Origin of the sequence: Anaerosporobacter mobilis DSM 15930 (genome assembly GCF_900142955.1) — a bacterium.
Lineage (GTDB): Bacteria > Bacillota > Clostridia > Lachnospirales > Lachnospiraceae > Anaerosporobacter > Anaerosporobacter mobilis.
Map to the genome: position 1 here is coordinate 416,562 of NZ_FRCP01000005.1, position 22,066 is coordinate 438,627.

Consider the following 22,066-nt stretch of genomic DNA (forward strand, 5'->3'; position numbering starts at 1 on the left):
ACCGTTGTCACGCTTTTCTTAATAAACTTCCTTATATAATTTCATACAATCTTCTTTGGTAACCACTCTTCTAGTGTTTGAAGGACTTCCACTTGCAACTGCATCGGTTGCCATCTTTTCTATAGCACGATCAAATGTATCTTGATTAATTCCATATTCACTTAAAGTAGGTATCTCACAAATCTTGCAGATCTCTTCTAACTTCACGATGAATTTATCTGCTGCAATGGTGTCGCTCTCCTCTAAAGTTGCTACTTTCGTTTCTCTAGCTAAGATTGCTAATCGGTCTGTTACCTCGGGTGCTGCAAACGCCATACATCTTGTCAACAACATCGCATTGGACATCCCGTGTGGTACATGGAATAGTGCACCGATTGGTCTACTCAAGCCATGCACTAGAGTGACACTGGAATTATTAATACAGATGCCCGCTTCTAGTGCCGCAATTGCCATCTCTTCTCTTGCTTCTCGGTTACTACCATCTTGAGATACAAGAGGTAAGTACTTAACAATACGTTTGATTGCCGAAACTGCTAACGTATCCGACATAACCGTTGCTTTTTTCGAGGTATATGCTTCTACTGCATGAGTTAATGCATCTAATCCAGTTGCTACTGTAACAGACCTAGGTGCTGTCATTCCGAATTCGTAATCTACTATTGCAAGCTCTGGTATAAGATAATCACCCTTCAATAGCATTTTAATATCCTTCTTAGAATCTGTAATAATAGTAAATTTTGTTGCTTCCGAACCTGTTCCAGCTGTTGTTGGAATTGCAACTACTGGTGGTATCCTATTCGGTATCTCTTTACCGTTATAATCTGCGATAACACCTGGATTCGTAATCATCGCACCGATTGCTTTTGCTGCATCAAGCGGACTTCCTCCTCCGATTCCGATTAAGAACTCACAATTATTATCATGATACACCTTGATTCCCTCTTCAATCATGCAATCTGTGGGTTCACCAGTTATTCCATCGAAAATATTATATTCTATTTCTATATCCTCTAATTTTTCTATTAATGCTTGCATCATCGTTGATTTTACAACATGTTTACCTGTAACGATTAATGCTTTCTTCCCGTATGATTTTATATAAGCTTTTGCTTCATCTAATGCTCCCTTGCCAGTAATGATATGGGTTGGTACCGTAAACTGTGCCATCTAATTCACCTACTTTTCTTTACTCATTAGAATAATACTCTTTATATATATTCCTTATCAACTACAGCTAATACTTCATCCATCTTTACTAATTCTTCTTTTAATTGCTCTTCTGTGATAATTAAAGCCGGATTAACAAATAGCATGTTCTCATGGGAATACGTCATGAATCCCTTTTCTTTAAGATTACCAATGATACTTCCCATGACACCGTTTGGATCCTTACCATATTCAACAAGAGGTTCTTTTGTTTCCTTATCTTTTACTAATTCAATTGCTGAGAATAATCCGATATATCTAACATCGCCTACGCATGGATGTTTTTCCTTTAATTCTTCAAGTAATTCGCCAAGAACCTTCCCTACTTCATAGACATGTTGGATTATGTTTGACTCTTTATAATAGTTAAGACATGCAACACCAGCTGCGCATGCAAGTGGATGACCACTGTAGGTTAGTCCACATGATAGCATATGTTCATCAAAATATTCTGCAATTTTAGTACTTACTGCTACTCCACCTAATGGAACATATCCACAATTAACACCTTTTGCAAAACTTACTAGGTCTGGCTTAATATCGAAATTTTCAAATGCAAACATCTTACCAGTTCTTCCGAATCCGGCCATAACTTCATCGCATATCATTATAATGTTGTATTTATCACAAAGTGCTCTAACTCCTGGCATATATCCTTTCGGAGGAATAATAACACCATTGGAACCTGTTATTGTTTCCATTACGATTGCTGCTATGCTATCTGCTCCTTCATATTTGATTTGTTCTTCTAATTTTGCAAGATAGAATTTCGTTGCCGCCTCTTCAGAAGGGAAATCAATCGCTTCACGATATATGTATGGATCAAAGAATTTAACGAATCCCGGAATTCCAGGTTCCAATGGGAATCTTCTAGGTTCTCCAGTAAGATTTCCCGCTCCAAAGGAAGAACCATGATAACTTCTGTATCGACTAAATACCTTATTCTTACCAGTATACATCCTAGCAATTTTAATTGCGTTCTCATTGGCATCTGCTCCTGCGTTGGTGAAGAATACTTTCCCAAAATTATCTGGTAGAAGATCAATAAGCATCTTGGCTAATTCTGCTCTAGGTTCCACTGCATACGAAGGTGCAAGATAACAATATCTATCAACTTGCTCTTTAATCGCATTTGCAATCGCTTGATTACCAAATCCCACATTTAAGTTAACTAATTGAGCTGACATATCTGCATATCGCTTTCCATTGTAATCATACATATAGATGCCTTCTGCTTTTTCAATAGGAACTGGATTAAGCGTCTTTTGTATACTCCATGATTGCAACACATATTTTCTTGATAATTCTTTTACTTCTTCTCCTGTCATATCCATCTCTCCTTTGACTACCTCTGTGCATCAGCACATGTAATTATGTATTTTAGGTGAAAACTATTCAATTATAGTTCCATTATTTGTGCTTCAACACAATTACTATTGTGTTTGATGTATTATTTATATCTCTATTTTGATATTTCTACAATCACAAAAAAGAAGTAATTATCTACTACTTTTGTAGTAATCTACTTTGTGCAAAGTACTACTTCTTATAAAAGTCAATGTTTATAATCTCAAGATTTTCCTTACTTTGAAGCAAAAAAAGACTACCAATAATGGTAGCCTAAAGTAGTATCATAATATTACATCTGTTCAATATTTTTCATATTTTTCTTTATCGCATACATATTACGGTCTGCTCTTCGAACCAAATCTTCTATGTATCGATCCTCGTTGTTATTCCATTTAGCATACCCTATGGCAAAATCCACTTTAATTTCATCAGTACTATTAAGCAATCTATCATTCTCTATCGTTTCCAGCACATTAATTAATTGCATCGTATTAATATCCTCAAGAAATACTACGAACTCATCTCCACCATATCGATAGATCTCACCGAATCCCTTCAATGTTCTTGCAAGAATCATAGCGGTTAATCGGATTAATTCGTCTCCCTTTTCATGCCCTAGTGTATCGTTAACGTTTTTAAGATGATTAACATCTATCAGCAAGCACCAAAGTTTTTCGATTTCTTGTTGCTTTTGGTTAAACAACTGAATCTTCTTATTATAAGCATTTCGATTCTTTACACCAGTGCTCTGATCAATATAAAACTGTTGTTCAACTATATTATTATGAATTTCTATAATTTCATCAATAATTGTTTTCGCATTTACTTGATCTGAATTACATTCTCTGTTCTTCCATTCCAGTTGTATGTTATTCTCAAATGCTAATCTAAACATACAATCATGATAACGCGTAGTCAATTTATCCAAGTGTTTACTTTTTCCCGAGACAATTAATGATACACTACTTTCACTGCTACGATATATACCTTTGTTAAATTCATCTCTGAATGCTTTGTCAACAATCATCATGAAGTGATCCTTCTTGCCTTGATCTACCTCGATTACGAATGCAGTTAAAATTACATTTTCCTTATGATCGAGCATCTTATCCTCTAGTACTTTATAAAAACCATATTGATTTACTAACTTTGTTTGCATATCCACATATTCTCCTGGATCTTCAAGCGACAAGAAGATATTAAATATAACTAATGTATCAAAAAAACCGGATATTAAAACAGTAGGGAATACAAATTGCAAGATACATCTCATCGTTACCAGTACCATAGAGCGAATGATTCCATTTCGCCTATTCTTGTTGATAACTCTCCAATGCTTTATGCATAATACAATCATACATACAATATAGAATATACAACTTACATAATTTATGTTTATTACTGGTCCTAACGAATACTTCGCATCCGAAACCACTACATAATAGATTCCACCAAACACTGAAGTTATCAATGAAATGACAATTGGAAGAAGTAAAAATATCTTAATCTGTATTGGCTTAATCAAAACTCGTATATAGGATATCAAATAATAAAACAGTAGAAACACAAACAAATTATATGTATACAATGAGACCCGATGAGAGATATCTTCTAGCCAGAACGGTATGGTGTCTAGATGATTCACGGTATACTTTGTTATCACATCAAAGACTAAATTAATAACCAGATTACATAGCATACAAATATAAATAACTGTTGTAACCGTGCGCAATTGCTTTTTTCGCACATAATACTCCCCTAATAATAATACAACTATCAAACATATTAGTTGTGATTTATAATCATTCATACTTTCCCCTACCTAATTTTCATTCGTCCTACTATATGTTTCCCTTACATATACTATAACGAAGCTGCATTGGTAAACCCAATCCAACTTCGTTATATTTAATAAGTTCAAGTGCCCCTCAGCACTATGATTTTAGAATATGTATTGTTAGAATGTCAAAAACCCTCTTTATATTTTGAATCGCCAATTTGACGAAGGCAAGTTATTAAAGGGCTTTTGACACCCAAACCATTTACTCAAACTTCACATATAAAAAATTCGCTCAGAGTAGTTAGTTGCTATATTCATAAGGAAAACTATCTGAACACGTCAGCACTACTTATCGAAATCTTCATATGCGAAGTTTGAGTAATTAATATAACATCAATATATCACAACCATATCCATATTACTAGTCCTAATTACCTATTTAATTATCTCTTATCATTATTCTTTCACTAACTTTATCAAATAGTAGATATCCTCTTCTTTCTGCCTCGTCAATTCCTTGGGCACAAGCAGCCTCCATAACTGCTCCCAATCTTGAAAATCCAAATACCTTAGCAGTTTCCCGTATCATATCATTCTTACTTATGCTAATCTGTGAAGCTATAATTTCCTTCATCGCATTAGCTATCTCATACGGTGGTATATCTTCTAGGTTTCTTTTATCTTTCTCTTCATTAGCAACACGATAATCCATATAATCTTCTGGATTTTGATCCATTCTCCAATAATAACTCATATCACCAACTACAGTTTTATTAAGATTACCACCTTGTCTTAATTCTTGCAGAATACTTGCCAAACGGTTCTCTACTCTACTTCCTAAACGGGTAATATTCCAGCCTGAAACAACCTTCTTAGTAAGTAGTTTTTTACTAATAGGTGCTTCATTCTTAATAATATCCATTATTACATTTCGAATCTGTAGCTCGGTACTATCTTGATAGAAATCATCTTGATAACCAAATTCTATCACCTTCGTTGCTTCGTAAGAGCTCGACTTCTCGTGTCCTGAAGTAGCAGCAATTTCTTCTTCTGGTATTTCACTTACAAGACGCTCATTACTACTTTGCCTTCTTGTATTTCTAATTAGTTCCTTTTCAATAGAAGCTTTCACTTTACTTAATACCTTATCTGGATTATCTAACCAATCTAGAATCCATATTGCATGAAGCTTCCAACCAAGATCTGTTAACACTTGTGGTTGTAATAAGTTACGCTCTCTTGCCGTATTCACTTCTCTAGCATTGTCCCCATCTAGTAGTATTCCTAATATATAAGTATTCTCATCCTTAGGATTGATTACACCTATATCTATAGTATACTTAGACCACCCAACATTACATCTTGTTTTATATCCCATATTCTCAATCTGCTTAGCAATGTGTTCAAGTAGAGTGGTATCTTTATATATAATATCTTCCTTATGAACAGAGATTGCACTCTTTCCTGCTCTAGCATAAGTGAGGAACCCCTTTAATCCAGCAACTCCCTCAGCACGTGTTCTTGTTAGATCGATCTGTTCAGGTGTTATCGTAGAATATACCAGCATCTCTTTTCTTGCTCTTGAGATAGCAACATTCAATCTACGATATCCACCATCTCGGTTTAATGGTCCAAAGTTCATAGAAACCTTACCGTCTTTATCTGGTCCATATCCTACAGAGAATAAGATAACATCTCTTTCATCACCTTGCACATTTTCAAGATTCTTAATAAATATAGGCTCCAGTATCTGTTCGTTTATCTTCTCTAATTTCTGATTATCTAGAAATTCTTTTTCTAACAAATCCTCAATTAGATTTTGTTGAGCAGAACTAAATGTTACAACTCCTATACTATCTTTTCTCTTCTTCTCATCAAGGAGACGATTACAGATTTCTTTCACTACTGCCCTTGCTTCCTCCAAGTTTTGTTTCGTTCCACCTTTATCATAAAGTCCATCAATCGGAACCAACTTAACTCTCGAACCCATTTCGTCAGGTGAAGGATAGGTGTATAGACGATGACCATAATATTTGGCATTGCTATAAGCAATCAAGCTCTCATGACGAGAACGATAATGCCATAACAGATGTTTTTGTGGCATAGATAATGCCATACAATCATCTAAAACACTCTCTAAATCCTCTAATTCATAATTCTCTTCGTCATAATACATATTACGGAAAAAACGAGTTGGAGGTAATTGTTTTGGATCACCTACGATTATCGCACTTTCTCCTCTAGCTATCGCACCAACTGCTTCACAAGTTGGCAATTGAGAAGCTTCATCAAACACTACGATATCGAATTTATGAAGTTTTGGATCAAGATACTGAGCAACAGACATCGGGCTCATAAGCATACAAGGGCATAATCTTGAGATTAGATGCTCCGTCTGGTCGAACAACTTACGAATTGACATCATTCTGCCCCCGCTACGAATCGCCTTCTGAAGTATTCCTAGCTCTGAAGAAGCAGCTCCCGTAACAGAAGAATCTGGTATCTTAGAAGACAATTTCGCACCCAACTCTTGCATTGTAAGTTTATCAAACTCTTCTGTAAGTTCCTTATATTTCTTAATCGTATCTTCGAACTGCACACCTTGGAAGTTCTTTAATATAGGCTCTGCTTGAATTGTTCGTTTAATAATTGCTAAATTTAAATTACAAATAAAACTCTCTATTAGTTCCTCTGGGAGTATCTTACCTGATAGGAATTCATCTGCTGCCTTATTAAAACCATAATTTCTTACCTTATTAATCTGTTGCAACAACGCTGACCAATCTCTAAGTTCACCAATATGATTCACCCATATAGAAAGTTCGTCTCTTGTATTCGAAATCCAGTTGTCATCTTGATGGTAACAATCTATCCTAGCCTGATACTGATTAACAAGTTTTACTTCTTTTGTCATGCACAACTGCCAACACTGAAGATAATTCAAGATATCTTTTTGTAAATAATCTTTTTTCGGACTATGTAGTGCAACTAGTTTTCCTGATTTTTGAGTTGCTGTTATTACATCATCTCTATCTAATGCAATCTCCGATAATGCACTACGTAATTGTAAGGTATCTTGTAATGCCTGCGTGAGTACCTCCCAGTTTGTATGTAATCCTTGCCATAGATATGAGAAACTTCCTGTAATTGTAGGGTCAAGATTATTCAAGTAATCGCATAGTTGTAACCGCTTAATAAGTTTGTTGTACCATATAGTAATGGTATGATTATCCACATCAATCGGAGCTTTTGCATACACTCTTAATTCTTTTATTAATCTATTCTTCGTTAGTATTCTTCGAATAAACCACTTTGATCCTACCTCCTTCCACTCTTTAGATGCTTTATTCACGTCATATTGATATACCTCAGCATCAAAAGCCTGACCAATTTCTTTTTCTAGAGATACCAATTCTTTACCACAAGCTACCACATCATATAAGTTCTTTTCTTTTCTATCATTTACCGGCTCTAACATCAGACTATCTAGTTGGTACCTAGCACTGGCTAGACAACTTAGTAACTCTGTAAATGCTTTATAATTCGAATAGTTTTCTGCTATTCGTACGCCAAATACCTCCTCGAAAGAATGGAACATCTCATCTAGCTGTATTAACGCTTCATCGAATTCCTTACATAACTTAGCAAAAGATTCTCGCAGCTCTAGAGAATAATTAGGATTATGATATCGTTTGAATACAGAATCTACTCCTCCTTTACATTCCTCACTTGCTCTCTTACACTGTCTAATTCCCTCTAACCATTCCTCGTACATTCCTTCTTTTAACTTAGATATGCATATGTCGTCGATTGTAAGAACATCTTTATATTGTTTGTATGTCTCATATCTACTAATGGCATCGTATAAAGACATACCATACTCTCGCTTCTTATGAATAGCTTCTATAACTTGATTCTGTTCTTGTCGTAACATATGGACCTGTGTTGCAACTTGATTGTATTCTCCACTCGTTCTCGTCTTTGATACTTGTAAAACTTGATCTAATTGATTCAGTACTTCTTTTTTCTGTGCCTTATTCGAATGAAGTTCTAAACAAAATGCACCAAGTCCTAAGTTTTCTAATCTCTTTTGCACAACTGATAACGCCGCCATCTTCTCCGCTACAAACAACACTGTCTTTCCATGGAATAATGCATCTACAATTATATTGGTAATTGTTTGTGATTTTCCTGTTCCTGGAGGACCATGTAGTACAAAACTCTGTCCCTTACTAGCTGCCCAAATAGCTTCTAATTGAGAAGAATCCGCACGAATCGGAACAGCCAAATCCATTGGAGCAATCTGTTCATCAAATTGTCTTGCCGTTATCATATTCCCTTGTGGTGTCCACTCTAGTTTTCCAGATAGTAAACTGGCAACTAATTTATTCTTCTTCAGTTCATCAGTTCGGCTATGAATATCATTCCATAATATAAACTGATTGAATGAAAATAATCCTAAGAATGCATATTCTTCTACCGCCCAGTTTGACTTATTAGCAATTCCCTTTCTGACTTCACGAAATACATACGATAAGTCCACACCACATTCATCCGTTGGTAACGGATCGAGTCCTGTAATCTCAATATCATAATCCTGTCGTAACAACTCCAATAAGGTTATGTTCATCTGGGTTTCTTCATCTCGAATTCGTATGCCATATGTATGGGCTTGCACTTTTCTAACTAAATCGACAGGTACTAAAACTAACGGAGCATATCTTGCATTCTGACTCTGTTTTGTTTCATACCAACGCAAGAAACCTATCGCTAGATACAACGAGTTTGCACCATTTTCTTCTATTACAGTTCGTGCATGTCTATGAATATTCTTTAAGACACCCTCTAATTCTTCTTCCTCTAGAAACGTTCGTATTCTTCTATGCGTGAATTCCGAAGTAGCAATTGCTTCAATGTATTCCACATCCTTTTGAATTGGATAGACATTCAAATCGTTTCGCATAGTAGCAATTTCTTTGGGCTTACCCATGATCATAAACTGTTCACCACTAGCTATGTAATCCCGTAATTCAAAAAGATTAGCTGTCATCAGTTGCACTGTTGTCTTCGTCTTTCTGAAATTCAATAACGTATTGCGTAAACTTAAATCCAACAATTTTCTTTCCCATAATCTTACTTTTTCCTGTCCACTCGTTTCATCTATAGCTTCCCTCTTATTGTAGTCATATCCTAAGAATTCTTCTGACATGTCAGTATCCTTGCTTGTAATCACGTCAACTGTTACATATTTATCATCCTTTAGAATACGCAAAGGAAGTGGACAAATTCCACTCGCACGACAGCTCTTAATATCTACTGCTACTAGAAACATCTCTGTATTAGAGATGAGTTCTTTCGCATCTTTCTTTGCTTGTATAAAATCTACGCAATGGTCTTTAATAATATCGGTGCACTCTATAAATCGGATACTATCCTTTCCTTCCTCTCTCTTCGTTAGTACAATTAGATCGTCTTCCACACATTCTGCAAATGATTCTTCTTCCAAATGACAGCCAAGAAACGCATGTCCTCTAAGAAAAACTACTACCGGTTGTAAGCCGATTGCCTCTAAACAACTTACATACAGTAAAGTTAATTCCAACGCAGTTCCCTTACCTTCTTCTATCACCATCTGCGGTAGATGCAATCTCTGAACATTCGTTTCGTAGCTTACCTTTGGTACTTCTAACTCTAGCTCAAGGTCCTGCAACGTCTTATAGACGGCTTTCATCTGTTCCTCTACTAGGTCAGAATTTTTCGTTTGATACCCTGTAAAACAATCTGTATTCCCCCATGCCTTTAGATATTTAGTTGCATTTTCAACTATGTCATTCACCTTTGGTTGAAAGGGTGTTACGTAGGCAGCAATCATCTCGGGTAAATAATTAATACCCGTCCATTGATCATAAGCAAGTATTGTGATAGGATAAGTCTTAATCCAGATACAATTCTGCGCTTCTTTTACTTCAATAGTTAATTTTCCTTCTATCTTCTCTGTCAACGAAATCAAGTACTCCATAGAAGGGACAATCCGTATTGGTGATAACTCCACTGGCTCATTAGGCTTCAAACACTTGATAGTAACTTCGTACGGAACTGCGAATTCTGGTTGGAACGAGACCTTGATAGTAAGATCCGTGTATATTTCTTTTGAAGTATTCGCTATCACTAAGCTACTGATAATGGGTATACAATTTTGCTGTAACGCATAATGAATTGTTTCATTTATATGAGTTTCTACCGTAATTTTTCTCAAAGTGATCCCCCTCTTAATGGTATATTGATAATGTTACACCGTTTATACGATTCCATAATTTTACATTTATTCATTATACCATTAATTGGTAATAAAATCTATATAAAGTTCTTGCTAATTATAAAGCATAAAGGATAAAGGAAAGAAGGACTAATTACCATCTAGATAGCTGGTAACTAGTCCTTCTTTCGTACTCCTTTAGCCCTTATTAATAAATTACAACTTATTCCTCTTGTTTATTAATCAAGTTTAATCAACATTCCATTCCCTGATGACAATTTACAAACTATTATACTGTAACCCTTGTACTTCTAAGAAGGATTTTGCTACAGCTTCAACAATTTCATTATATTTACTCTCTAATAAAATATTATCGCTATCATTCGTAATAAATCCAATCTTAATTAGTAATGCAGGCATATTCGTATGATATAATACAGTAGTGCACTTTCTTGATTTAACTCCACGATTTATAAAACCAATTGCTGCAATACTATCGTTAATATCTTTAGCAATCTTATATTTCATACCCTTTTTATTGTAAACCAATGTCTTAACCCCAGAAGTTTTTTTGAATATAGCAGTATTCCTATGAATTGATATAAAGTAATCAGCATTTAAGCGATTTCCTATATTAGCTTTATTAATCGGGCTACTATATATATCTTCTGTTCTTGTATACACAACATCTACTCCATTTGCTTTTAAAATCTTACCGAGTTGTAACGCCAAACGTAGCGTATCATCTTTTTCATATCTTTTACCATTAACTGTACCTGGATCTTCTCCACCATGTCCAGCATCAATACAAACTCTTAACGGCATGCCATCGCTCCAATCATATTTGTCAATTTTCGACATGTTTCCCTATCAGCATATGCTCTTTGTTTGAATTGGTGCATACTTTTTATAAAATATTTAGATTCTTATTCTTTATTACCAGTCTCCTTATATATTTTAGTAATTATGGTTTCCATAGACAGCTCTTTGATTGATATATCTGTAAAAGCATATTGTGAAGATAATTCGTTCATAAACTCACTGATAGATATAACATCGGTATCTACTTCTAATGTGGTCTTTTGATGTGATAATTCACTGATTACAGTTGTCCCTCTAATCTCTATATTCTTGTTTCCATAAACTATTCCCTTCTCCGAATAAGAATCCACAGTCAACTCAACCACTTTCTTATTACCTAGATTTCTTCTAAGGTCGGCAATGGAACCATCAAACACCTTTTCTCCTTTATTAATAATAATTACATCCTTTGCTAATTGCTGTACATCTTCAAGATCATGGGTAGTTAGGATAAAGGTGGTTCCTCTCTCATTCATTTGTTTAATAAATTCTCGTATATTTTGTTTCGCAATTACATCTAATCCAATGGTAGGTTCATCTAGATAAACAATAGGTGGATTATGAAGCATTGCCATAATGAATTCACATTTCATACGTTCACCTAAGGATAATACCCTTGTTGGCCTCATAACCTTATCTTCAAGTTCAAGAATCTCAATTAATGTATGTAGTGTTTCTTCATATTCTTTATCAGGAATTCCATAGATGGCTTTGTTCATTCGAAAGCTATCAAGGGGAGGGATATCAAATATCAATTGGCTCTTTTGTCCAAAAACTGCTCCCATATTCCTCACATAGGAGATACGATCTTTATAAGGACTAAAACCCATAACGTTAATAACTCCTTCTGTGGGATATAAGGTACCCGTCAGCATTTTTATTGTAGTTGATTTACCTGCACCATTTGGTCCTAGTATACCGATGATATCTCCTCTTTTTACTTGAAAGGTCACATCTTTTACTGCATCTACATATACTTTTTCTCTATGAAAGAAACTTTTTACACTAGCTTTAAATCCACTCTCTCTTTTATATGTAGTATACTTTTTACATAAATGTTCTACTGAAATTATATTTTCCACAGCTCGTTCCTTTCTGTTTGTCTTGTAGAATTCGTTGGTCAAATATTCAACCGCCTACTCCTTCATATAGTCGTACCATATAACGATATACCCATATCCCCAACATCAGAAATAGAATACATGGAAAAATGGATACAAGCATCCACCACTCTAGCCTACCTAATAAAGCAGATGCTGGGAAAAAACCAATCATTCCTACTGGTAATATAAATGAAGTCAAATATATAATACTTTTATTAAATATAGTCTGAGGGTAATTCCCAAATTGGCGTACACTTCCATACATTTCAGGAATACGTGAATTTGCCACCCATTTAAATGAAGTTGCTGCCATCAAAAGCTCCATTCCAAGCATAACAAAGAGTCCCATGAGAAATAACAATAAAAATTGTAGCCACATAACTATGGTAGCATTCCCAACATGCACCAAAGAGATGATAAATACAACCATACCACCTGCAACTACACCGAAACTATGAATACCAAAATTAGTTGCTAGTAGGTAAAACATACAGTCTACCGGCTTAATTAACACAGTTTCAAAGGTTCCCTCCCTCACGTGTTCCATAGTATTCCAAACCATTCCTCCAAAAAACATATTAGAGAGTCCTGTGGACATGGTAAATATAGATTGTATTAGCAAAACCTCATACATAGACCAGCCTTCAAAGCTTGCACCTGAGCCATAGATAAGAAGTGTCACTAATGGGAATACAATATTTCCAAGCAAAGTTATTATACTATGTAAAATAAAATTCGCACGGTAGGTAGCTGCTGATGCAATAGAGACTCGCATGGATTCTTTATAAATCATAAGGTATTTTTTCATTTTAATCCTCCATTCTTTCCGTAACCCGCAAACTTTAGGCCATAAGCACAAAGATTTACATAATCTTTATTATTCAAATTAACCTCCTGCGGCAGTAAAACGATATATTGCCCTTCGGTATAGTACTTCACTTAATCCTATGGTAAGCAACAAGATAATTCCCTGAAGTAATACAATCTGAGGAATGCTCATAGAGATACCTGCTAGAGTATAACTACCAGAGAACACCATAGCGGGAACATACGTAGTATATTGAAATGGGAGGAAAAACAATAGTTTCTGAATAAAGTCCGGAAAAAATACAAGGGGAATTAAAGCTCCCGAAAAAACACTGGATAAGGCTTGGAAAACATTTCGGATTCCAGAAGCTTGTACAAGCCAAAAAGCAGATAACCCAATGCAATAATTCACATAGAAATTCATAAAAAATGCAAATAAAATTGATATTATCGTAAATCCCAAATATTTAGGGATCATATCTATCTTAAAGATGAATTGAAAAATAAGAAAGCATGGTAGGAACTCAAACAAGAATCCTAGCACACGATGTCCCAATTTTTGTGATAACGCAAAAAAACGATGATGGATTGGCCTTAGTTGAAAGGTTAAAAACTTTCCTGAATGAACCAACATCTGCAAGTTCCAATCTGCAAAATCCATAGTTAGATAACCGATTAATGCAATTGCTCCATAGTATCGTAACATTTGTTCTAGTTCTAATCCATGTAAAGCAGCACCTTGATTTCCGTATACAGCATTCCAGATAAAATACTGGACTAAAAAATATACTGGTCCTACAAATATTGATACCATGGAGTGGGTGCGATAAGCACTCCACTCCTTATAAGTTACTAAGGCTACCGCTTTGATTACTTCAAAACGATGCTTAATATTGTTCATAAAACTCTCCATTCTATCCCAAGTTTGTTAACACTTAGCTTGATTAGATAATCCCTGACCAGATAATTGATGCTACATTTCGAAGTGCATGTGCATGCCACTGTGACTCATAAAATTGGCAGGTCCAAACAGCAACAAATCTTTCTTCAAAATCAAGCATTAAGGAACAAGCACCAAAACCCTCATGACTAATGACTCCTGGGGTAATTAGCATAGATTCACTACTGCTATTAAATATGTCAGGGCCTAGACCATAAGAACGATAATTGCCTTGTGCTCCCCAACAAAAATCCTGAACCTCTGGTTTAGTATGTATCCTTCTCATAGCTTCAATGGCTTTACGTCCGATGATTCGTTTCCCATTGTAAGAACCGTAATTCAATATCATGTTACCAAACTTACTTAAGTCACGACTGGTAGAATACAGTCCACCACCCGTGGAAGGAATATAATCATCAAAAATATTTTTTTCAAGCTTTCCTTCCTTCATAGCTGCAAACATTTCTTTTGTATGATTAGAACGAATATTGTAACGGTCAAGCTGCTTTACATCAATCGTAAAGGAGGTATCCGTCATATCACAGGGTTTCACAATGTTCTCTTCAATATAGGTGTGGCAATGAACATGACTAATTCTTGTGATAATCTCACCTAGGATCGCAAATCCTACAGAAGAATAGGACCATTCTTTTCCTGGTGAATTCCTTAATCCTTTCTTTAACACAGCTGTAATCCAATCTTTCGGATGGTCTTCGTCTAAAAAATTCCACCAACCTATCTCATATTTATTCTCATGGGCTCCCAAATCTGCACAAAGCCCTGATGTATGAGTTAATATATGTACAATTTGTATCTCATTATAAGGTGGAGTATTGAATTCTTCAAGGATCTCAAAAACGGGCTGATCTAATCGAAGTCGTCCATCTTCTACGAGTTTTAATATTGCTATCGATGTAAACAACTTAGTAATTGAAGCGATTGCAAAAATCGTATCGGGTTCAAACACTCTTGTATCCTCTTCTTCAAATGAAAGGCTTCCCAGCGCATTGTCTACAAAGACTTTTCCTTCATGCGTTAAGCAATAGCTTCCTGATATCAGCTCTTTTTTATCAATCATTTCACTAAAATGGTTATTTAATACTTCAAGTCTTTCTGCTTCGTAACCCGCTTCTTGTGGTGTATAAGGGGTATCCTTAATAACTACATTTCCCATAGATAATCTCCTTCTCTATCTAAATTATTTACTTAAACTTCGCACTTGAAGATCTCTTGGAGTCGCTAACTGCTATATTCAACAAAAAAACCGCTCTCCCTTACCTTCACACGAAGCAGTACTAAGATTTCACATTGCTCAATCAAGTGCTGACGCGTTCAGATAGTTTTTCTTATGAATATACTAATTATCTACTCTAAATATAGTTTTTATGTGCGATGTTTTAGTTATTTGTTTATATCTTTACTCAAGTCCCGACCATATAACAGAAGCAATATTTCTTAAAGGCTCTGGATACCATTCATATCCCTTAAATTGAGAAGACCATACAACAACAAATCGTTCTTTGTAGTCTATTGCTAGGCAACAGGTTCCCCAGCCCTCATGACTAAAGGTTCCTGGTGTAATCAATTGAGATACATCGGATTCACTAAATATATCACAGCCAGCACCAAAGCTTTTATACACTCCATTTGCTCCCCAACAATAGGTTAATACCTCAGAGGAGGTATGTATGCGCCTATAAGATTCCACTGCTTTTCGTCCTAATATATGTCTTCCTTTATATTTCCCATTATTCAAAAGCATAGTTCCGAATTTCATTAAATCACCACTGGTAGATAGTAATCCGTTCCAGGTTCTAGGAATGAGTTTTTCAGGTGTTTGTTGATTCCTGCTATCTGCACGATCAATCCACTCCTTTGCCCAGTCGAATCGTATATTGTAACGTTCTTTATACGTAGAGGAATATTCCCAATGTGTATCGTGCATCTCACAAGGCTTAAGAATATTCTCTGTTATGTAATCGTGGCAGAAATCCCCACTTGTCCTAGTTATGATTTCACCTAACACATTATAGCCTAGAGAGCAATAGGTCCATTCCTTTCCTGGAGCATTTGATACCCCCTTACTTAATAGTGTATGCAACCAATTATCGCTACACATAATATCTTCAACACTCTCATGGTGTTTGTCCTCCTTTGCACCATCATCGCTGTATAGTCCTGAGGTATGAGTTAATAGATGAATCACTTGGATCTGTTGAAAGGGAGGTGTTTGAAACTCCTGAATGATCTCTCCTACAGGTTGGTCTAGTCGGATTCTTCCGTTCTCCACTAATTGCAGAATAGCCACTGCGGTAAACATCTTTGTCACAGAATAGATTCCATATATGGAATCTGGTTGAAATGCTCTCTCATCCCCTTCAATATAAGTAAGCTTACCTAGAGCATTGTTTGCAAATACTTTATTGTCTCTAGCAAGACAATAGCTTCCAGATAGTAATTTATGCTCTTGTATCAATCTTTCAAAGCATTGATTCACAACCTCAAGACGTTCCTCTTGATACAAAGCTTCGTTGGGTGAACAATCCACTTTACCTTTAACTACTTCCATAGATACCTCCTATTTATCGTTAATGATTTTGCATTAGCTTGGCATTATATTGCATTATTTGGTGTTTATTCCTTATTATAACATCTATCGAACGTATTTTCTATATAAAATATCATAAAATTTACATAACACTATATTAAGCACTCTATATTAAGTATCACATCCATTGGAACCAATATGATTTTGAATTAACACAAAAAACCCCTTTTGTCAGACTTATTTTGTCTAACAAAAGGGGTACTTCATTGCGCTCATCAATGTCTATATAATAACAGCTCTATAATTGAATTCTACCTTCTTTTTTCAAATATTCAATAAAACCTTTACATCCTGCTAACACATCGCGATACGTTGCATCAAAGTCATGAGTATACCAAGGATCCGATACCTGAGAAGAAGTTCCCGTAAACTCTAACATAAGATAAATCTTATCCTTATGTCCCAACATACGTTCCATATTTTTGATATTATAATTATCCATACCAATTAAATAATCATATTTATTATAATCCTGTTTTCTTAATTGTACCGCTGTTTTACCTTCACAGGAAATTCCATACTCTTTCAATTTGGATTTCGTCCCATAGTGTACCGAATTTCCAATTTCCTCTGTACTGGTAGCTGCTGATGCAATCTCAAATTGTTCAGATATTCCAAGCTTTTTTACCATATCTTTTAGAACAAATTCTGCCATAGGCGATCTACATATATTGCCGTGGCAGACGAAAAGTACTTTTATCATGTTATTTTAACTCCTTATATCTTCTCAAAGCCTTATAAATACTGGATTTTATAGGTTTATGCAATTTTACTAATGTAACGTTATTTTCTCTTAATCGTATTTTACCATGTTTTTTCGAGTAAACGGGGTAAATTTGGATTAATACCTTCCTTTGCAATGTTACTACAATAGATATGTCTACAAATGTGTGGCGTTAAAGGTGGTAATTACAATGGTTGCTCACGATTATACTTGTTTCTGTCATACTGCATATACTTTTCCCAATGAAGAGCTACCATTGGTTTTCCATTCTTATCAAGATATAGAAATCCACCATAACCGTCAATTATTGGTTCTCGCTTTGGCTTCTTACGGTTCCTCACAACACGCAAGCACGCCTCCTTAATTTCAGCTGTCATTAGGAGCTTTCTTGTACCACTAGTGGTCTTTGTAGATTCAATCACATACTTCATGACTCTTGTTCTCTTAATCTGATGATCTATATTGATAATCTCATTCTCAAAATCCAAGTCTCTGACTGTCAGACCACAAAAACACGGATACGCATTCCTGTGTTAAACAGAATAAGGACACATCAGCCACATGCTTACTTGCAATTTCTTAAGCACATTCACAATAAATCTATAATTAGCCATTGTATTATGCTTTACACCTGATTTAAGCGAAATGTAACACTCTATAAGTGCTAAAACGGTCAGATCACTTCAATTGATTCCCTGCATTTGTGATGATTGTACCTGTCTTCCCTTTTCTCTTAAAGACAGATCCTTGTGTTTTCCTGATGGAGTCTTTAATCTGCCTCTGTAAGTCCCCATCTAGTTTTTCTTTTACCAAGGGCATCATATCGGCATCGTCCGTCCTGGTCTTGCCACTCTCCTTGCAAAAGAACTCTGTCTTTATTATCACACCTCTTTTGGATTCATACTCCTCTACCTCCGAGGGTATGTGACATACAAACAGTATATCATAAGCATTCCCCATCAGGCACCTCCCTTCTCGTAATTTTTTAAACCTTTATAGCTTCCGGCCGATCTATGTATGTTTCAAATTTCACTCTTTTTATTTGAACACGGTTACCATTCCATAAAAGATAATCTGCATATGAATTTTCACTTACCAGCTTACGAAGCTTCCCTTCACCAATACGAAAATGGGATGCTGCTTCTTCAATGGATAAAGCGTACTTTTTACAATATGGAATTTCATAATTACTCAATTAAGCGAAGATTCGTTGTCACAATTAAAGGCTTTTCTAATCTCCATCTTCGATCTATCACACTAAACACAATCCCTCTATCATCGCCCCCTTCTCGACCAATCATTTAAATCATAAAATGATATCTTATTACTCATTAACATATTGATAAGCTCCTCCCTGTCTATTTTGCTCCAAAACATTTCTTTAATGTCTTCTGATAATCTTTCCAAAATTTCCCTCTCTATTCGATTATGAAAGATTTTTTCAAAGTATTCTGCACCTTTTTCACGTGCAATATATGTATACTGTTTGTTTACAACCATTGATACGAGAAGTTGTAGTGCATACATTTCTATGTTTGAATTCTGATAATCAAATAATGATATTTTCTCAACCAAATATTTTGTCATTTCATTTGAACATTGTAAGAAAACTCCCATCTTAGTTTTTACTCCAACTTCTTCGTCTAAACCAGTTATGTATTCTTCTTCATTTTTAGGTATAAATGCAACGCTATACTGATCCAAATTATCATTATTTATTAGATTTACTTTAATCCATTTCTCTTCTCCAGTAATAAATGAAATATCAATTTTTCTTTCATTCCGATTCACTGTAATAGCATTGGCGGTTTTACCCTTTAATGCTACATTATGTAATATGCTACTCATCTCATAATCACATAATAAATTCTGTCCTGTAAAAGTATCACTTTCAGTAATTGTATTTACTAATCCTGTCAATGATATATTACTTTTCGTCTCTTTTAATAAATACTCTGCTGCATTTATCATATTACTCTCAGACATATTTATTCTATCAAGACATTTAAGGTAATTAACAGAAACAAGTTTTCTATTTAAAGCATCCTCAAATAAAATCGTTTCTAAATCGCTAAATACATCTTCGAATATTTCTTTTTTCTCTAATATTGACCCACCAATTCCATTATTCTGTGGATTAACAAGTTGTTTTACCAAAAACTTAATTTCTGATGAAATCCAAGAAAGAGAGCGTCCCTTTTTAATGAATTTCTCGATTTGACTTTCCAAATACTTTTTATATACAGTATATATTATTTTTAAAAGTTGATCTCGCCCCTCATTATCCTCAACCGATGATCTTGCAACATTGGTTTTAACAATCTTGTTATTGTTACTATTCATAATAGCTAAAAATGTATCTCTGCGATAACCCGGTGTATTATCTGCAATCCTTATTCCTTCAAAACACACCCCTATTGGAATTGGTTCGTCTGTACTATATCCAACATTATTTCGTCTATTATATTCAACTAATGAATACTCTTGTAAATATTCTCTATATCTTAAAGCATAAGCAACTGTTATTCCATCAACCTCAACCTCTTTTATAACAATACTACTACCAGCTTCGATAGCTCCCCTTCCAATATAATCTTCCAGAGCCTCTTTGGGTGATGAATAGCCAATTTTGATTGGCTCACTCGTATCTTTTACCAATTTAACATCACAATACGGGAATATAATCCATTTTTTTATATTATATTCTAAATTGTCAGTATTCTCATTATCTCTCAAATGCAATTTGATCATTGTACCATGATTACTAATTAATTTGGGGATTTCATCTTTGGTAACTGATTTTAGCAAATATTTCCCATCTACATTACGGAAAAATACTCTATTTGCTTCTCCATTTTCACTAGAACATGTTAAAATCTCAATGTCATCTGCCACTAAAAAACAAGTTAAAATTCCTATACCAAATCTACTTATCGAAACAAAATCCGGATATTCTTTTTGAAATATTGGGCTACTATATTTTGAGGTTCCAACCTTTAAAAGATAATTTTCAATTTCATAAACCGTCATACCTGTACCATTATCAAAAAATGACAATGAATTTTCTTTGCTATCCCATTTCACAAGTATTTGTCCTCTTGAACTCTCGACTCTATTACCTTTTTCTATTTCATTCTGCAACTTGATTGCATCAAGACCATTTTGTATTAATTCTCTGATCACGACTGAACTGTCATTATATAATGTATGTCCAACCAACATTTGAAGAATGCTATTTTGATCAAGCTCGAATTTAAGAAGATGATTACTAAAATTTTTTGTTTCAATTCCAGAATCATCTACGTCCTTCCATGGAAATAAGTAATCAACTGTCCCTTGCTTCTTAATAGAATTTTGAATAATATCATAACTTGTTCTCAATTCAGTTTTTACATATCGTAAATAATTCATAAGTGCAAAGAATGCTTCTGCTTGATTAGCTGTCTGAAAATATGCTGTTATAGCGATAGCATCACTTTGAATTGATTTATCAATTTCACAATCTTCATTTCTCATTTCTTTTGGCTTTATTGCACGAATTGCCATCTGTTTTTGCCACTCTAAGACACTTATTGGGTCAGATGGACAAAATGCATTGAACTCTATCGTTGGTGTTCTATCCATCGTTATATGTAACAGGTCAGCTGTTCTTAAAACAACTGCAATATATTGCAAATTCACTTTCGCTTGGTCTGATGATTCATAACATTTGTTTGTATTATATATTGAGCAGTCATCCAAATTATTCAAATGATGACTTTCACAAATCATAGCAAGATCTTGGATGAATAAACTATCAATTGATATTGTTAATTTTTGTATTTCAGTTGCGATACTTTGTGTATACTTTAGATTCTCGTCCAATTCTCCTGAAATCCACATTTTTATACGCTTTGCATGATTTTTTCTTATATATTCTTGAAACAAAAAGTTATCAGAATCAGGTAAATCCTTTATTTTAGCAATATAATCTCTTCCAAACTCGCCACTATACGCTCTGTCTTTATATAGCTTAAAATCTGTTTTATCTCGATTATCATATTCATCACTAGTAATCAACATTCCCATATCATGAAAATAAATCGACAAAACAAGCATCATCCATTCTGATGAAGTCATTGCTTCTTTTGTTTTATCTGGTATTAGCCATTCGGCAATATTAAGCATCTCATCAATATGTGAAATATCATGTTTCGTATACTCTGTAAATATACCATAATCCCCTATATGACTTAATAACTTCTCCACTTCCTTCTTGATATGTAATAATTTTGCTCCACTAAAAACACGTAATGTTTCAGCCAATTCTGCCCTTTTTTCTATTTGGGAATCTAATTTTTCAACCATTCTTTCTCTTTACGTCCTTCCTATTATTTATCTATGATTGAGGTCTATTCTTTTTCCTAGTTTAAGCTGTAATTACAATCACAA

15 protein-coding genes are annotated in these 22,066 nt (G+C 34.7%); all 15 read right to left on the minus strand.

Translation table 11 applies throughout. The annotated features are described in order from the left end of the window. Positions 1–18 precede the first annotated feature (18 nt). The 15 genes from BUB90_RS01800 to BUB90_RS01870 all read right to left on the minus strand — a co-directional run bounded on the left by BUB90_RS01800 (position 19) and on the right by BUB90_RS01870 (position 21,982). Positions 19–1,167, minus strand: a complete 1,149-nt coding sequence (locus BUB90_RS01800; RefSeq protein ID WP_073282124.1) for an iron-containing alcohol dehydrogenase — start codon at positions 1,165–1,167, stop codon at positions 19–21. 41 nt (positions 1,168–1,208) lie between these two features. After that, positions 1,209–2,540 (minus strand): aminotransferase class III-fold pyridoxal phosphate-dependent enzyme, encoded by a 1,332-nt coding sequence (locus BUB90_RS01805; RefSeq protein ID WP_330393720.1) that lies wholly within the window; start codon positions 2,538–2,540, stop codon positions 1,209–1,211. 305 nt (positions 2,541–2,845) lie between these two features. Further along, positions 2,846–4,366, minus strand: coding sequence for a GGDEF domain-containing protein (locus BUB90_RS01810; protein WP_073282128.1), 1,521 nt, complete (start codon positions 4,364–4,366; stop codon positions 2,846–2,848). Positions 4,367–4,775: 409 nt separating this feature from the next. Beyond that, the gene (locus BUB90_RS01815) at positions 4,776–10,592 is read right to left on the minus strand and encodes a DUF3320 domain-containing protein (protein ID WP_084139026.1); all 5,817 of its coding nucleotides are present in this window, start codon (positions 10,590–10,592) and stop codon (positions 4,776–4,778) included. Positions 10,593–10,871: 279 nt separating this feature from the next. Beyond that, positions 10,872–11,417 (minus strand): N-acetylmuramoyl-L-alanine amidase family protein, encoded by a 546-nt coding sequence (locus BUB90_RS01820; RefSeq protein ID WP_073282131.1) that lies wholly within the window; start codon positions 11,415–11,417, stop codon positions 10,872–10,874. Positions 11,418–11,518: 101 nt separating this feature from the next. Next, positions 11,519–12,535, minus strand: a complete 1,017-nt coding sequence (locus BUB90_RS01825; RefSeq protein ID WP_139241678.1) for an ABC transporter ATP-binding protein — start codon at positions 12,533–12,535, stop codon at positions 11,519–11,521. 46 nt (positions 12,536–12,581) lie between these two features. Continuing rightward, entirely contained in the window at positions 12,582–13,364 is a 783-nt protein-coding gene (locus tag BUB90_RS01830; protein ID WP_073282134.1) for an ABC transporter permease, read from the minus strand. A gap of 78 nt (positions 13,365–13,442) precedes the next feature. Beyond that, positions 13,443–14,264, minus strand: a complete 822-nt coding sequence (locus BUB90_RS01835; protein WP_073282136.1) for an ABC transporter permease — start codon at positions 14,262–14,264, stop codon at positions 13,443–13,445. Between the two features lie 43 nt (positions 14,265–14,307). After that, positions 14,308–15,477: a serine hydrolase domain-containing protein gene (locus BUB90_RS01840; protein WP_073282138.1), complete on the minus strand. Its 1,170-nt coding sequence runs from the start codon at positions 15,475–15,477 to the stop codon at positions 14,308–14,310. A 243-nt stretch (positions 15,478–15,720) separates the two neighbouring features. Next, positions 15,721–16,872: a serine hydrolase domain-containing protein gene (locus BUB90_RS01845; protein WP_073282141.1), complete on the minus strand. Its 1,152-nt coding sequence runs from the start codon at positions 16,870–16,872 to the stop codon at positions 15,721–15,723. A gap of 277 nt (positions 16,873–17,149) precedes the next feature. Beyond that, complete coding sequence (locus BUB90_RS01850; protein ID WP_073282143.1) at positions 17,150–17,614, minus strand: low molecular weight protein-tyrosine-phosphatase; 465 nt, start codon at positions 17,612–17,614, stop codon at positions 17,150–17,152. 206 nt (positions 17,615–17,820) lie between these two features. Beyond that, the gene (locus BUB90_RS23885) at positions 17,821–18,066 is read right to left on the minus strand and encodes a hypothetical protein (protein ID WP_073282145.1); all 246 of its coding nucleotides are present in this window, start codon (positions 18,064–18,066) and stop codon (positions 17,821–17,823) included. 247 nt (positions 18,067–18,313) lie between these two features. Next, entirely contained in the window at positions 18,314–18,595 is a 282-nt protein-coding gene (locus tag BUB90_RS24375) for a hypothetical protein (RefSeq protein ID WP_330393721.1), read from the minus strand. A gap of 25 nt (positions 18,596–18,620) precedes the next feature. Then, positions 18,621–18,830: an excisionase gene (locus BUB90_RS01865; protein WP_073282147.1), complete on the minus strand. Its 210-nt coding sequence runs from the start codon at positions 18,828–18,830 to the stop codon at positions 18,621–18,623. Positions 18,831–18,910: 80 nt separating this feature from the next. Then, on the minus strand, positions 18,911–21,982 hold the full coding sequence (locus BUB90_RS01870) for an HD domain-containing protein (RefSeq protein WP_073282149.1): 3,072 nt from the start codon (positions 21,980–21,982) through the stop codon (positions 18,911–18,913). Between the last annotated feature and the right edge of the window lie 84 nt (positions 21,983–22,066).

Bases quoted from the DNA above. Each gene is read 5' to 3' on its own strand.
- BUB90_RS01840 (WP_073282138.1), bottom strand. From the start codon at position 15,477: ATGGGAAATGTAGTTATTAAGGATACCCCTTATACACCACAAGAAGCG.
- BUB90_RS01845 (WP_073282141.1), bottom strand. From the start codon at position 16,872: ATGGAAGTAGTTAAAGGTAAAGTGGATTGTTCACCCAACGAAGCTTTG.
- BUB90_RS23885 (WP_073282145.1), bottom strand. From the start codon at position 18,066: ATGAAGTATGTGATTGAATCTACAAAGACCACTAGTGGTACAAGAAAG.
- BUB90_RS01835 (WP_073282136.1), bottom strand. From the start codon at position 14,264: ATGAACAATATTAAGCATCGTTTTGAAGTAATCAAAGCGGTAGCCTTA.
- BUB90_RS01820 (WP_073282131.1), bottom strand. From the start codon at position 11,417: ATGCCGTTAAGAGTTTGTATTGATGCTGGACATGGTGGAGAAGATCCA.
- BUB90_RS01805 (WP_330393720.1), bottom strand. From the start codon at position 2,540: ATGGATATGACAGGAGAAGAAGTAAAAGAATTATCAAGAAAATATGTG.
- BUB90_RS01810 (WP_073282128.1), bottom strand. From the start codon at position 4,366: ATGAATGATTATAAATCACAACTAATATGTTTGATAGTTGTATTATTA.
- BUB90_RS01830 (WP_073282134.1), bottom strand. From the start codon at position 13,364: ATGAAAAAATACCTTATGATTTATAAAGAATCCATGCGAGTCTCTATT.
- BUB90_RS01850 (WP_073282143.1), bottom strand. From the start codon at position 17,614: ATGATAAAAGTACTTTTCGTCTGCCACGGCAATATATGTAGATCGCCT.
- BUB90_RS01870 (WP_073282149.1), bottom strand. From the start codon at position 21,982: ATGGTTGAAAAATTAGATTCCCAAATAGAAAAAAGGGCAGAATTGGCT.
- BUB90_RS01800 (WP_073282124.1), bottom strand. From the start codon at position 1,167: ATGGCACAGTTTACGGTACCAACCCATATCATTACTGGCAAGGGAGCA.
- BUB90_RS24375 (WP_330393721.1), bottom strand. From the start codon at position 18,595: ATGGGGAATGCTTATGATATACTGTTTGTATGTCACATACCCTCGGAG.